Here is a 12,342-nt window from a genome sequence, read left to right as displayed (position 1 = left end):
CAAGGAATCATTAACATCTTATACCTCTTAACTACACCTTTATTATACCTCTTAATAAATTTAATAGCTGTGAACGAATTGTGTTTTTTTCCATTGTTTGGTGTAATGGTAGTTGAGGAGGGACGCCTGATGTACGATCGACTTTATGTGGAATATCTCTACTACTTTAATGATCAGCGGGACTACTATGAATGCCATGAAGTGATGGAGGAGTATTGGCTGCTTGAGGGGAAAAATAAACTGTTGCAAAGCCTCCTTCAGGTTGCCGTGGGGCTTTACCATTTCCGAAATGGAAATATCACAGGAGCGATAAAATTACTTGAGCAAGCTCTTGCCAAACAGAACGAACCCTGGATTGGACAATTAGGGATCAACAAAGAAAAGCTTTATGATGAAGTAACACGTTATTTGGAAAAACTCAAGTGCTATGATACCGCTCCTTTTCCCTTCTATGACCTTACGATTGAGATCATAGATCCGAAGCTAGAGGAGCTGGCTTTGAACTGTGTTCCCGAAGGGGTCGCGGAGGAGGATAAGTATTAAATGGGTTTGAGGTGAGGAATGAGTGACTTGGTTTGTGACCAAATGGCGTGAATTACAAGGTTTGGACCGCTCTTTTAAAAACCAGGCTAAAATCAGCCAAAATCTCGAAAAAACGAAGTGAGGTGCTCATCTCTTGAGCACCTTATCCTCTCACTTGGCTACCTCAACACATACCAATGCGGATGCTCCTCCATAATGGTAATAGCTTGCTTGCCGAGCTGTTCCCAGCTTTTGATAAATGCGGATTTATTCAGCTTTTGTCCCTTGGAGCCTGTTAAGGGATCGTTAATGTAGACATGCTGGTCGTCATAGCCCACTAAGAGTACGGCGTGCATCTGAAAAGTGGCACGTATCTCCTGATCGTTGTTTTTCCACGTGACCCAACGATCCGTAGGCTGAAAGGACACCGTAGTCCAGACTACGATGGGATGGCCTTGGCTTAGCACCCATTCTAGGGTGTCGAAATTCTTCCCAGTTAGATTCTCAGCTCCTTCTGAGACATAGGTCACGAGCAAGTCGAATAAAGGGCCATTGTAAACTCCGTATCCCTTCTTCTTACCCGTGATATCTCCTACAAATCCGAGGTTCGGGTCTCCCCACTGCTGGATCTGTTGCAGGGATTTTCCAATGTATGGTGTAGGATCTTTCACGAGCCGATCAGAGAGCTCCATTTTATCTACGGAGTGGCCAGCCGCCGCCAGCAGCATCGCTAAGCTGGATACCTCACAGCCATTATACAGCTCGGGCAGCTGACGAACGGCAGGGGCCTCTAATAGCGCAGCTGGCGGACGCTGGGCCAGTACCGCTGATGCAGTGAGAGAGGGTGCTGAAGCCACCCCCAGAAGCTTCTGCGTGGCTTGTTGAGCCGTTTCTGCCGCTGTCTGGGCTTGTATCTTTACAACGGGACTGACCGTTGTTTCCTGAAATAAAAAGAATCCTATCAGGAGGGCTATCGTAGTAATCGAAAGTTTTTTCATCAAGTTTTACCTCAAAAAAAAGAATCCTGTTTCTTTACCTAAAAGGTAATTCGACAAGATTCTAGAGGAATCCTTCCTATCCCTTTGTACATCCAGTGACTTTACACATTCTTCGCCCGCTTGCGATCGCTTCCTCTTCTGAATCAAATAGGACCTCGTTATGTTTTTCAATCGCTTTTGCCCCAGGGCACCCCACCTCGTGGTAAACCTGAGAATTTTTGGAGGCAACAAACTTTTCTCCTGCCGCACTTTCCTTTACCTCCGCTTCCTCAGGAGGAGATTGACTCCACAGACCACGACCCGCTTCTCTCGCCTGTCTTTGAAGTTCGAGCAGGTAATCGGCGTGGTCAGGATTGTCTTTAAACGTATAGACTTGAGCATAGCCTTCGGCCACCAGGTGTCCATTGACAAAGGTGCCATCAGGCAACCATACCCAGGCCAACCAGCGATCATATCGATCCTTTGGCGTTCTTCCCCACTCTAGGTATACCGGATTGCCTTCCAGTAACTTTTTTGTAAAGAGGCTTGCTTCTTTCCCGTAAAATTCAACGGGGCGACGGGGGTCCACCGATTCGGGTGTATTAATCCCAATCATGCGTACTCTTCGTCCGTCATCTAAAACAAAGGTATCCCCATCTACTACCCTTTTTACGATCGCCTGTTCAGCGTTTGAAGGACGCTCAGGGCCGTCTAGGTGAGGCGAACAGCCTCCTATCACGAGTCCACATAGTACAATAAATATTCCCCATAAATAAACATGAACTTTCTTAGTCAAAACTAAAAGTCCCCCTCTTTTCCTTTGATGCCTAGATTGTTGTGTCGTTTTTTGCAGATCTGTAAATTTTTTATGTATTAAATGAATTTGCCCTTGGGAAGATTGGTAATGATAAGATATACTATTAATAACCTTACCCAAGATGGTAAGGAATGGAAAGGGGAATTATCATGGAACCAATCGAGGTAGGAGAGATTTTCACGCTTGTTGACGAAAACAACGAGGAGCAAGAAGTTGAAGTATTGGGTATGATGGAGATTGAAGGCTCCAACTATATTGCAGTAAGCTTTGTTCAAGAAATTGAAGAAAACGATGAAGAAGATATCGATGTCTTTTTCCTTCGTATTGATGCCGACGGTGAACTTGGAGCGATTGAAAGCGACGAAGAGTTCGAAAAGGTAGCGCAAGCCTTTGAATCCGCGATGGATGAAGAGCACTGCGACGATCCAGAGCACAATCACGGATAATCCAGTCCCCCCGGATAATGGGGGGATTTTTCTTTTTTGCTACCATTCCTGGTTCATTTCATCCACTAAGTACTGCAGTTCCTCAGGGGTCATCACCCAAAGCTCATAGGCTTGTCTTGCTTGCTTTTTCTGTCCTTCAACCACGTAATACCAAGGATGCGTACGTTCGACACCATTAAAAAACGTAATCAGACCATCGCTTTTCTCAATCATGTACTGATTTTTTTGAGATAGCTGCCAAGGCTGTACATACTCTCGTTTGGAAATGTAGTCCATATAATCCGCTTGCGCCAAAACTCTCTGGTATTGTTCCTGAGCATCTTCTTTCCAGTTCTTTTCTTGGTTATAAAAAGGCAATAGAATGGCGAGCTTTGCCTGAGGGTAGTCCTTACGCAGTTCGATCATCCACTGGGCGCTATAGAGCTCCAAGCCTTGCGTTGCACTGCATAAGAACCACTCCACACCCAATTCTATAGCCTCAACCATCTTGCGCCGATACGCTTCCTTTATATAAGGAAAGGCGGGGTGCTTTTCTCCCCATAAGCCAATTTCGTGCTTTCTATGTCCTGTTAGAACAACGGTTTTCATTACCCTTTTTGTTTATCTTTCAAGTATTTTTGCATGGCATCTTGGGCCATTTGGTCATAATCCACCTTAAAACGGCCGCGTGCAAGCTGAATGATTGCAATCAGAAAGGCTCCTCCATATGCAGATATAATCAAAGATAAAATAACATACTTCATCTCTCACGACTCCTTCCACGAGATATTATATCATAATCGCAAACTGCATAGCTTCCCTGTATTGTGGTAGAATAGAGAAAATAAAATGGAGGTTACTGGAGATGAATTTTTGCTGTGGAAAAGATATGCTGCTGACGATTGCTCAGCTTCACCTTGGGCACACGGTGATGACGAATGTACCCGTCCTTTTTTGCTTAGCTTGTGAGCAAATCACCATCCATCCGGATGTGGAGTTGGAGTTCGAGCTTCTGAAGGATTTTGCACGCGGTGATCGTGCAGGAGAAGTGGATCTGAAGCCATATGTAAAAAAGCAAGAGTTGTATGATCTGAGGAATCACGTCGAGTTCTTACGCATGAACGAGGTGGTGAAACATCATATCGACCACGCCCTTGAGCTTTACTCCCTGGCGCAGTCGGCAGAGGATCCCGAATGGAAGGAAGACATCCTGAAGCGGTTAGTGGCATTGAACAATAAAAATAAATCTAAGATCGAATCTTAATCTTTCAAGAGAGCTTCGCGGATAAAGCGGATTTCGTCTGGATGCGAATACCCGGCCGAATCCGGCGTTTCAAGAACGACCGGCAACCCTTGAATCACAGAAGATTGCAGAAACTGAGCCATGCCTTCCATCCCAATTTTTCCTTTTCCTACGTTGGCATGACGATCGCGAAACGAGGCGTACCCATAGGCGGAATCGTTTAGATGAATAGCTTTAAGGTGCTTAAAATATTCTAAATCTTTCCCATGGGACTCGACTTCAGACCAATTTGAACCGTTCCATAACCCGCTAGCAAAAGCATGGCAGGTGTCAAGACAAAATCCAATCTTTTCGGGATAACTGGATAGCTTTCGCACTTGGACAAGTTCTTCCAACGTGATCCCCATCCGCCCTCCTTGTCCCGCATTGTTCTCAATTAACAGAAGCAGATCACCCTCCCAATCTACTAGCAGTCGGTTTAACATATCTATCATCAGCTTATAGCCTTCAAGAGGATCGTGCCCTTTGTACTTCCCGAAGTGCACCACTAGCCCTACAGAGCCACAGGCTTGGGCAATTTCCATGTCATTAGCAAGTGAAAGCTGAAGTGCTTGTCGCATCTCCTCCCCCTCCAACGAAAGATTGACGGGGTACGGTGCGTGGGCAATGGAAAGAATTCCGTTTTCTTTGCAGAAAGCGGCGCACTGCTCGGCATCCTTTTGATCAAAGGTCTTCACTGAGAGACTTCGCGGATTCTTGGGAAAGTACTGATAGGCCTCTGCTCCGTTCCGAACAGCGGTTTGAGCGGCTGCTTTATAGCCATGACGTATGCTGACGTGGCTTCCCAATTTCATAATGACCCCCTAATAATAAAGAAAACTTGGCCTTAAGCCAAGCAGCAAGTTTTCTCTTATGTTCGTTCTCTTTGCCTTTGGCGAATGAAAAAACGGATCCCGTAAAGGGCTGCAGCCCAAACCAAGGTAGCCAGCGTAGCTGTGCTGATCCAGTTTTCTGTACCTAGAGCGAAATAAAGAGCGATATGGGCAACAAAGATAACACCAATCCAGGCCAATAGATTCATGCTCTACCTCCTCCTCTAGCAGCTTTCATTTTTCCAGTATGGCAAATTAGAGGAGACTTTATTCCATAGCGGCGTCAATGATCGCAGCAAATGAAACCCGTTCAATGGTGCCTTCCCTACTTACAATGGAGAATAAGCGACCAATGGGGTCATACTTTTGAATTTGTCCCGTTAACCGATGAAATCGTTTGTTCGCAAAGTACTTTAACGTCACTTCTTTCCTTGTTTCTATGGCTTCTCCGATGACCAGCTGCAGCTCTTCCCACTTGTCTTCGCTTGGCTCAGGACACTCTTGTTCGTCTTGAGAGTGTTCTAACTCTTGCAGAAGCTGACGATGCTCGGGCAGCATCATCGTCGACCACTTGATATTGCCTCTATCGCGAATCATAGGCATACGCTCCTCCACCAAACATTTGTTCCTTTTTCTATTTTATCATGTTCTGCTTGGTTTATGCAAACGCACGTTCTCTATGGCGCCTAAAAATTCAATCGCTTGTTCCCCAGCTTCCAACAGCGCTTGAGTGGCCCCTGGAGTATCAAAGGAATGCGGAGCGGCTTCAATTTGGAATAATTTCTTATGATCCGTTCCCAGATTATGAAATAGCTGCTCCGATTGGGCGGGCGGAACCACAGGATCTGCCAGGGAATAGATGATAGCGGAAGGAGACGTAATCCGTTGAAAGGCATTTGGATCAATCTGATTGAGATCTCGGTAAAACTCGTAGGAAAGCGGGTAATGCTTTTGATCCCTTTCCTTATAGATCGGAAACATCCGGTCCCTCTCCCATTTGGCCAGGGCCGCATTCACATTGCCAAAGGTAGCTTGAGCAATCCCCAAAATAATCTCTCTAATGGAGAAGGGTGGCGCCACTAAAAGCAAGCCATCCACCTCATGCTTTAGGGCAAACTGGGAGGCTACGGTACATCCCATGCTATGTCCGATTAGGTACACCTTTTGATAACGATCCCGGTAGGCATCGTAAATGACCTTAAGATCATCGACTTCCCCCGAAATGGTATGGTTCGCAAATTGTCCGTCAGATCCATTTAAGTTGTTGGTAAAGTCGATCGATACATTGGAAAGGCCGGCTCCATTCAAAAACTGCCGAAAAGAAGCAATAACATGAGAATCGAGACTCCCTGTAAATCCATGAGCTAAAATAAAGAGCTGGTCCTCACTATGGTGATGCTCCACATGATGAATTCGCAGTCCTTGGGTGTTGGGTATGTAGCGTTTCATTCGGCTTCTCTCCTTTTTGTTTCAAGATAATATATTAGTTTAACACAGATACGAAGAAAAACACTCGCAAGGAGACGAGTGTTTATTTATAATAAGCTCTGGTTTTCTCCATCAAATCCTGAAGCAGGATCAAGGCTCGCTTTAATCCCTCTTCCTTACCCAACAGGAACTGGGCTTCAGCTTTGGTTTCCGTCGGCAGCTTGGCGACCACTTGGGCTTCTTCCTCCAGCATTTTACACAACACATTCAACTGAAGCTTTCCTAATTCCCGATCCATTTCCATATCTTTATCCTTCGCTTGCTTGCGGAGCAGCGCTTCTTCAACATACTTATCAATTTCACCATCTTTGAAGCGCTTAGCGCTTTTCAAAATATCGGAGAACTCATCAGTTCGGTTTGGAATCGCCTTGATGTGATGCCCGAGATGACAGAGCAGGAACCGACAAAGCAACTCGTCACTTTGCATGCGTTCGTTGTGGAGTAAAGAATATTCCCCTTCGAAATGTCCTTCCTTCTCCACATAGTGCCCTAAGGCGCTGTATTCATCACAATATGTGCAGTAGAGAAGATATTCTCTCAAACGATCACCTCAACCAAGGGTTTTCTATATGTATATGTGACAATCCAATCCGACGGTGACAGCCTTTTCGTCTAGGGGATACTGTTTTGTAACAACTAAAGAAAAATATTTTTTGTATGATAACAAGAGGAAAAATGAGAAAATTCAAGATTTAGGGACAAGAAGCGGTCGTAATCCCCCAAAACAGCATTTTATTATTTTTCACTGTTATAGTACATTATAAGTACATCATACAACAATAACTTAAATCACTGGAGGGAAACAACATGATCCAAAAAACGTCTGAATTTTTCAAAATGCTACCGGCTAAATCCTGTACAAAATGTGGAAATTCTATGACAGAGCAAGCTGATTGCTATACAACAACTTGCGAAGACTGTAACGATTTTCAACACTATGCTATTTATAACTAATTAAAAAAGTCATTCCCTTGATATTAATCTTAGGAATGACTTTTTTGTTGTTCTTATTTATTAATTTGATGAATCGCGTGGCCTAGTGCGCCTTCAGCCGCTTCCATCACGATTTCACCTAAAGTAGGATGAGCGTGAATGGTCAACGTCAGGTCCTCAAGCGTAGTGCCCATCTCAATGGCTAGACCCACTTCTGCAATCAAGTTGCTCGCTTCAGGTCCCACGATTTGAGCGCCAAGAACTAATCCTGTTTCTTTATCGCCAAGGATTTTTACGAATCCTTCGCTGATGTTCATAGATAAAGCACGACCATTCGCTGCATAAGGGAATTTTCCAACAAGGACTTCATATCCTTGCTCCTTGGCTTCCGTCTCACTCAAACCAACACTAGCGATTTCAGGATCAGAGAAGACAACGGCAGGAATCGCTTTGTAGTCAATGATGCTAGGCAAGCCAGCAATAACTTCTGCTGCTACTTTTCCTTCATAAGAAGCCTTATGAGCTAAAGCAGGTCCTTCTACGATATCACCGATAGCGTAGATGTTAGGAACACTAGTTTTACACTGATGATCGATCTTGATTAAACCGCGATCTGTCATCTCCATCTTTAAGGCTTCTAAGCCGAGTTCGTCTGTGTTAGGACGGCGTCCTACGGTTACTAATACATAGTCCGCAGTTACTTTCTTTTCTTCGCCCTTTACGGTGAACGTAACAGTCGCTTCTCCATCGGTTTGCTCGGAGCTTTGAGCTAGAGCTTCCGTATGAATTTCCACACCCAATTTCTTAAGGTTACGTTCAACCCATCGGGACATTTCTTTCTCAAAACCAGGCAAGATGCTGTTCGATCCTTCAAGAATCGTCACTTGCGTTCCGAACTTAGCATAAGTTTGACCTAGCTCCACTCCGATATAACCGCCGCCGATAACCACCATACTCTTTGGAATATGGTCAAGCTCAAGAGCTTCAGTAGAAGATAGAATTCTTCCGCCGTAAGGGAAAGCCTTCAACTCAATTGGACGAGAGCCCGTTGCGATGATGCAGTGATTGAAGCGATAGCGATTCACTTCATAACCATCAATCACACGAAGTTCATTTTCATTTACGAAAATGACTTCACCTTTAAGTCGCTGTACTTTATTGCCTTTAAGCAAGGAACCAACGCCGCCAGTAAGCTTATTGACAACTCCCTTTTTCCATTCTTGAACTTTAGCAAAGTCCACTTGAATGTTCTCTGCACGAATTCCCAAATCAGATGCATGGTGCATGCTTTCGTATTGGTGAGCAGCAGAAATGAGGGCTTTGGAAGGGATACATCCACGATTTAAGCAGACTCCCCCCACTTCGTCTTTATCCACAATCGCTACGGTCTTTCCGAGCTGAGCCGCACGTATAGCCGCCACGTACCCTCCTGGACCCGCGCCGATGACGAGGACATCAATTTCCGTTGTAAATTCTCCTACGACCATGGATTAAACCTCCATTACAAGCAGCTGAGGATCCTCGAGCAATTGCTTGATATAATTTACAAAATTTTGCGCTGTCGCCCCATCGATTAAGCGATGGTCAAAGCTTAGAGAAAGAGCCATGACAGGCGCGATGACAATCTGCCCATTCTTCACTACCGGCTTCTCGGAGATACGTCCAGTACCCAAAATCGCCACTTCCGGATGGTTGATGACTGGAGTAAAGAACATCCCTCCAGCGGATCCGATATTGGTAATCGTAATGGTGCTTCCACGAAGCTCGGTAGGGGCTAACTTCCCTTCGCGTCCACGTGCAGCCAAATCTTTGATCTCTGCAGCAATATTCCAGATACTCTTGCGATCCGCATCTGCTACCACAGGTACGATAAGACCGTTATCGGTATCTGTTGCAATTCCCACGTTATAGTACTTCTTGTAGACGATCTCGTTCTTTTCATCATCAATGGAAGCATTCATCGCTGGGAATTGGCGGCATGCCGCAACCAAAGCTTTGGTGATGAAAGGCAAGTAGGTCAACTTCATGCCTTTTTTATCCGCGAACTTCTGGTTCGCCTTAGAACGTAGAGCGACTAGCTCGGTCACATCTACTTCGTCCATCAAGGTAACATGTGGAGCTGTTTGCTTGGATTTCACCATAGCATTGGCAATGACCTTACGAATGCCTTTTAATGGAACACGCTCTTCTACACGGTCACCCGTTGCAACCGAAACGACAGGGGCCGCTGCCTTAACTTCAGGAGCCGCCGCTGCAGCTGGTGCATCCACTGCAACTGGAGCTGCTTCTGCAGGTGTCGTTGCTCCGCCAGACACATAATTCAATACATCTTCACGTGTGATTCGACCGTTTTTCCCGGTTCCCGTCACTTCAATGAGGAAGATGCCTTTTTCTCTTGCGAGCTTACGAACACTAGGAGTGGCCATGACCTTACGGTTAGCCGGGGCAGGAGCAGAAACGGCAACAGATCCTGCAGCCATAGGCGTATCAATCGAAGCGGCAGCTACATTCGCAGCAACGCCTCCGCCTACTGCACACTCGACGCGCTCTTCTTCGGCGTTTCCTTCTCCTTCGACTTCAAACACAAGAATGACATCTTCAACGGTACAAACGGTTCCTTCTGTCACTTTGATTTCTACAATTTTGCCATCAACAGGAGAAGGAAGCTCAACAACGGATTTATCGTTTTGTACGTCAGCGATGATTTGATCTTCTTTTACCTGATCTCCAGGCTTAATATGCCACTTTACGATTTCTCCCTCGTGGATCCCTTCACCCAACTCAGGAAGCTTCATTTTAAAAATTGCCATTAGGGGGTCCCTCCCATCTTCTATAAAAGTACGTTTTTAGAAATCTAATACTTTATTTAACGCGTCGATGACACGAGCTGGATTCGGCAACCACTCATCTTCAATCTGAGCAAATGGGAATACCGTGTCCGGCGACGTTACGCGCAATACAGGAGCTTCAAGAGAAAGGATGGCTCTCTCATTGATCTGTGCAATCACTTCAGCAGCAACACCAGACGTCTTTTGTGCTTCTTGGACAACGATGGCACGATTAGTTTTCTCAACGGATGCAATGATCGTATCAATATCTAGTGGGCTGATTGTACGAAGATCGATGACTTCAACCTTTGCTCCTCTAGCTTTTTCAATTTCCTCTGCGGCCTTCAAGGAAGTGTGAACCATAGCTCCATACGTAATGATCGTGACATCAGAACCTTCACGAACCACGTTCGCCTTGCCTAGTGGAATAGAGTAATCTCCTTCAGGAACCTCACCGCGGAAAGAACGGTAGAGCTTCATATGCTCCAGGAAAATAACTGGATCGTTGTCGCGGATGGCAGAGATCAACAAGCCTTTGGCATCGTAAGGATTGGAAGGAATAACAACCTTAACCCCAGGAGTTTGAAGCATTAACCCTTCTAAGCTGTCGGCATGAAGCTCAGGTGTCTTTACGCCGCCGCCGAACGGAGAACGGAACGTGATCGGGCTGGAATACCTTCCGCCAGAACGGTAACGCATACGTGCCGCTTGAGCAGCAACGGAGTCAAACACTTCAAAGACGAATCCAAAAAACTGAATCTCTGCAATGGGGCGATAGCCTTGTAATGCTAAGCCAACCGCCAAGCCGCCAATCCCGGATTCCGCAAGTGGGGTGTCAAACACGCGATCTTCACCAAACTGCTTTTGCAGACCATCCGTTGCACGGAATACCCCGCCGTTTAATCCTACGTCTTCCCCAAACAACAAAACATTGGGGTCACGCTCTAGTTCTACGCGCATTGCGTCGGTAATCGCTTGAATCATTGTCATTTGAGCCATAATTATTTACCCTCCTTAGCCAAAAACTCAGCTTTTTGCTCTTCTAAATGTGCAGGAGTTGTTTCGAACATGGTATCGATTAATTGTGGAACCGTCATTTTCGCCGTTTCATCGGCTTGTTTAATCGCTTCAGCCACAGCCGCCTTCGCTTCTTCGATCACGCGGTTTTCGTCTGCTTCGGTCCATAATCCTTTTTTCTCCAAGAACTTGCGGAAACGCGTAAGCGGGTCTTTTTGCTCCCACTCGGTTGCCTCTTCAGTCGTGCGGTAACGGGTAGGATCATCTCCTGCCATGGTGTGTGGTCCAAAACGATAAGTCAACGCTTCGATTAAGGTAGGACCTTCTCCGTTTCTTCCGCGCTCCGCCGCTTCGGATACAGCCTTGTAGACCGCCAAGATATCCATTCCGTCTACCTGAACACCCACGATTCCAGCTGCTACCGCTTTATCAGCTAGGGTTCTAGACTTGGTTTGCTTCTCAATCGGCGTAGAGATCGCATAACGGTTATTTTGTACAACGAAAATCGCAGGAAGCTGGAAGGCACCCGCATAGTTTAATCCTTCATAGAAGTCCCCTTGAGACGTTCCGCCATCTCCGATATAAGTAATCGCAACATTCTTCTTATTGCGCTTCTTGAATCCCATCGCTACACCTGCGCATTGGATGATCTGTGCTCCAATGATGATCTGTGGCATGAGAACGTTCACTCCCTCAGGAATCTGTCCGCCATGCTGATGTCCGCGAGAATATAGGAAAGCTTGGTATAACGGAAGACCGTGCCATACGATTTGAGGAATATCACGATAGCTAGGTAAAATGAAGTCTTCCTTGACTAAAGCAGATTGACTTCCGATCATGCTCGCTTCTTGACCGGCAACCGGCGCATAGAAGCCTAGGCGACCTTGTCGATTCAAGCTAATGGCACGTTGGTCCCATACGCGAGTAAAAACCATCTTTCTCATTAACTCTCTTAACTGCTCATCGCTTAACTTAGGCATTGCCTCTTCATTCACGACCGAACCATCTGGAGCAAGAATGGATAGAGTTTGAATCTGTTCAGCACGCACTTCAGAAACTGCTTTACTCAATTGGAATCACCTCATATTAAAAGTTGGGTTATTAACGATTGTAATGACCGTGTTACAACAAGTAGAAGTTAACTGTATTATTACAAATTGGTGAAACTTGTTACTTGTATAGACACAGTGGAAAAGATAACTAAAACAGTACATTCACAT

Annotated in this window: 17 protein-coding genes; 4 read left to right on the top strand and 13 right to left on the bottom strand. The window is 45.6% G+C overall.

All coding sequences use genetic code 11. From position 1 onward, the window contains the following. The first annotated feature begins 129 nt into the window (after nucleotides 1-129). Nucleotides 130-543, top strand: a complete 414-nt coding sequence (locus EIZ58_RS14010) for a DUF309 domain-containing protein (RefSeq protein ID WP_370297690.1) — start codon at nucleotides 130-132, stop codon at nucleotides 541-543. Nucleotides 544-701: 158 nt separating this feature from the next. On the opposite strand, the gene EIZ58_RS14005 is transcribed toward EIZ58_RS14010, so the two are convergent. Both EIZ58_RS14005 and EIZ58_RS14000 read right to left on the bottom strand, forming a co-directional pair. Beyond that, nucleotides 702-1,520 carry a C39 family peptidase gene (locus EIZ58_RS14005; protein ID WP_134701411.1) on the bottom strand — a complete coding sequence of 273 codons (819 nt, stop codon included), beginning with the start codon at nucleotides 1,518-1,520 and terminating at the stop codon, nucleotides 702-704. 76 nt (nucleotides 1,521-1,596) lie between these two features. Continuing rightward, the gene (locus tag EIZ58_RS14000) at nucleotides 1,597-2,295 is read right to left on the bottom strand and encodes a thermonuclease family protein (RefSeq protein ID WP_134701410.1); all 699 of its coding nucleotides are present in this window, start codon (nucleotides 2,293-2,295) and stop codon (nucleotides 1,597-1,599) included. Between the two features lie 170 nt (nucleotides 2,296-2,465). Between EIZ58_RS14000 and EIZ58_RS13995 the strand changes: the two genes are divergently transcribed. Beyond that, nucleotides 2,466-2,762: a DUF1292 domain-containing protein gene (locus tag EIZ58_RS13995; protein ID WP_134701409.1), complete on the top strand. Its 297-nt coding sequence runs from the start codon at nucleotides 2,466-2,468 to the stop codon at nucleotides 2,760-2,762. Between the two features lie 39 nt (nucleotides 2,763-2,801). Here the strand turns inward: EIZ58_RS13995 and EIZ58_RS13990 are convergent, their stop codons facing one another. Both EIZ58_RS13990 and EIZ58_RS33365 read right to left on the bottom strand, forming a co-directional pair. Continuing rightward, entirely contained in the window at nucleotides 2,802-3,350 is a 549-nt protein-coding gene (locus EIZ58_RS13990; protein ID WP_134701408.1) for an SLOG family protein, read from the bottom strand. Then, nucleotides 3,350-3,505 carry a hypothetical protein gene (locus tag EIZ58_RS33365; protein ID WP_167577696.1) on the bottom strand — a complete coding sequence of 52 codons (156 nt, stop codon included), beginning with the start codon at nucleotides 3,503-3,505 and terminating at the stop codon, nucleotides 3,350-3,352. Before EIZ58_RS33365 ends, EIZ58_RS13990 begins: the two co-directional genes overlap by 1 nt. Nucleotides 3,506-3,606: 101 nt before the next feature. On the opposite strand from EIZ58_RS33365, the gene EIZ58_RS13985 reads away from it, so the two are divergent. Next, nucleotides 3,607-4,005, top strand: a complete 399-nt coding sequence (locus tag EIZ58_RS13985) for a hypothetical protein (RefSeq protein WP_134701407.1) — start codon at nucleotides 3,607-3,609, stop codon at nucleotides 4,003-4,005. On the opposite strand, the gene EIZ58_RS13980 is transcribed toward EIZ58_RS13985, so the two are convergent. From EIZ58_RS13980 to EIZ58_RS13965, 5 genes are all read right to left on the bottom strand, one after another. Beyond that, nucleotides 4,002-4,838 (bottom strand): deoxyribonuclease IV, encoded by an 837-nt coding sequence (locus EIZ58_RS13980; RefSeq protein WP_134701406.1) that lies wholly within the window; start codon nucleotides 4,836-4,838, stop codon nucleotides 4,002-4,004. The genes EIZ58_RS13985 and EIZ58_RS13980 overlap by 4 nt on opposite strands. A 56-nt stretch (nucleotides 4,839-4,894) precedes the next feature. Continuing rightward, nucleotides 4,895-5,065, bottom strand: coding sequence for a hypothetical protein (locus EIZ58_RS33360; RefSeq protein WP_167577695.1), 171 nt, complete (start codon nucleotides 5,063-5,065; stop codon nucleotides 4,895-4,897). Between the two features lie 58 nt (nucleotides 5,066-5,123). Then, nucleotides 5,124-5,453, bottom strand: a complete 330-nt coding sequence (locus EIZ58_RS13975; protein WP_167577694.1) for a YolD-like family protein — start codon at nucleotides 5,451-5,453, stop codon at nucleotides 5,124-5,126. 45 nt (nucleotides 5,454-5,498) lie between these two features. Continuing rightward, nucleotides 5,499-6,305: an alpha/beta hydrolase gene (locus tag EIZ58_RS13970; RefSeq protein WP_134701404.1), complete on the bottom strand. Its 807-nt coding sequence runs from the start codon at nucleotides 6,303-6,305 to the stop codon at nucleotides 5,499-5,501. An 82-nt stretch (nucleotides 6,306-6,387) separates the two neighbouring features. Next, nucleotides 6,388-6,885: a hypothetical protein gene (locus EIZ58_RS13965; protein WP_134701403.1), complete on the bottom strand. Its 498-nt coding sequence runs from the start codon at nucleotides 6,883-6,885 to the stop codon at nucleotides 6,388-6,390. 266 nt (nucleotides 6,886-7,151) lie between these two features. Between EIZ58_RS13965 and yhfH the strand changes: the two genes are divergently transcribed. Then, nucleotides 7,152-7,298, top strand: a complete 147-nt coding sequence (gene yhfH, locus EIZ58_RS13960; protein ID WP_134701402.1) for a protein YhfH — start codon at nucleotides 7,152-7,154, stop codon at nucleotides 7,296-7,298. Between the two features lie 53 nt (nucleotides 7,299-7,351). Here yhfH and lpdA read toward each other — a convergent pair whose 3' ends face one another. The 4 genes from lpdA to pdhA are packed head-to-tail and all read right to left on the bottom strand — an operon-like array spanning nucleotide 7,352 to nucleotide 12,192. Next, nucleotides 7,352-8,764 (bottom strand): dihydrolipoyl dehydrogenase, encoded by a 1,413-nt coding sequence (gene lpdA / locus EIZ58_RS13955; RefSeq protein WP_134701401.1) that lies wholly within the window; start codon nucleotides 8,762-8,764, stop codon nucleotides 7,352-7,354. 3 nt (nucleotides 8,765-8,767) lie between these two features. Then, nucleotides 8,768-10,087, bottom strand: coding sequence for a dihydrolipoamide acetyltransferase family protein (locus EIZ58_RS13950; RefSeq protein WP_134701400.1), 1,320 nt, complete (start codon nucleotides 10,085-10,087; stop codon nucleotides 8,768-8,770). Nucleotides 10,088-10,123: 36 nt separating this feature from the next. Then, nucleotides 10,124-11,104 (bottom strand): alpha-ketoacid dehydrogenase subunit beta, encoded by a 981-nt coding sequence (locus EIZ58_RS13945; RefSeq protein ID WP_134701399.1) that lies wholly within the window; start codon nucleotides 11,102-11,104, stop codon nucleotides 10,124-10,126. Between the two features lie 2 nt (nucleotides 11,105-11,106). Continuing rightward, nucleotides 11,107-12,192 (bottom strand): pyruvate dehydrogenase (acetyl-transferring) E1 component subunit alpha, encoded by a 1,086-nt coding sequence (gene pdhA / locus EIZ58_RS13940; protein WP_134701398.1) that lies wholly within the window; start codon nucleotides 12,190-12,192, stop codon nucleotides 11,107-11,109. Nucleotides 12,193-12,342 lie beyond the last annotated feature (150 nt).

The organism is Ammoniphilus sp. YIM 78166, from assembly GCF_004522215.1.
Lineage (GTDB): Bacteria > Bacillota > Bacilli > Aneurinibacillales > RAOX-1 > YIM-78166.
Note: the sequence above shows the minus strand (reverse complement) of the source record. Positions and strands in the feature narration are given on the sequence as shown.

Coding starts and splice junctions, on each gene's coding strand:
- EIZ58_RS13945 (WP_134701399.1), bottom strand. CDS start 11,104: ATGGCTCAAATGACAATGATTCAAGCGATTACCGACGCAATGCGCGTA.
- EIZ58_RS13980 (WP_134701406.1), bottom strand. CDS start 4,838: ATGAAATTGGGAAGCCACGTCAGCATACGTCATGGCTATAAAGCAGCC.
- EIZ58_RS33360 (WP_167577695.1), bottom strand. CDS start 5,065: ATGAATCTATTGGCCTGGATTGGTGTTATCTTTGTTGCCCATATCGCT.
- lpdA (WP_134701401.1), bottom strand. CDS start 8,764: ATGGTCGTAGGAGAATTTACAACGGAAATTGATGTCCTCGTCATCGGC.
- EIZ58_RS13995 (WP_134701409.1), top strand. CDS start 2,466: ATGGAACCAATCGAGGTAGGAGAGATTTTCACGCTTGTTGACGAAAAC.
- yhfH (WP_134701402.1), top strand. CDS start 7,152: ATGATCCAAAAAACGTCTGAATTTTTCAAAATGCTACCGGCTAAATCC.
- EIZ58_RS13985 (WP_134701407.1), top strand. CDS start 3,607: ATGAATTTTTGCTGTGGAAAAGATATGCTGCTGACGATTGCTCAGCTT.
- EIZ58_RS13950 (WP_134701400.1), bottom strand. CDS start 10,087: ATGGCAATTTTTAAAATGAAGCTTCCTGAGTTGGGTGAAGGGATCCAC.
- EIZ58_RS33365 (WP_167577696.1), bottom strand. CDS start 3,505: ATGAAGTATGTTATTTTATCTTTGATTATATCTGCATATGGAGGAGCC.
- EIZ58_RS13975 (WP_167577694.1), bottom strand. CDS start 5,453: ATGATTCGCGATAGAGGCAATATCAAGTGGTCGACGATGATGCTGCCC.
- EIZ58_RS13990 (WP_134701408.1), bottom strand. CDS start 3,350: ATGAAAACCGTTGTTCTAACAGGACATAGAAAGCACGAAATTGGCTTA.
- EIZ58_RS14010 (WP_370297690.1), top strand. CDS start 130: ATGTACGATCGACTTTATGTGGAATATCTCTACTACTTTAATGATCAG.
- EIZ58_RS13970 (WP_134701404.1), bottom strand. CDS start 6,305: ATGAAACGCTACATACCCAACACCCAAGGACTGCGAATTCATCATGTG.
- EIZ58_RS14005 (WP_134701411.1), bottom strand. CDS start 1,520: ATGAAAAAACTTTCGATTACTACGATAGCCCTCCTGATAGGATTCTTT.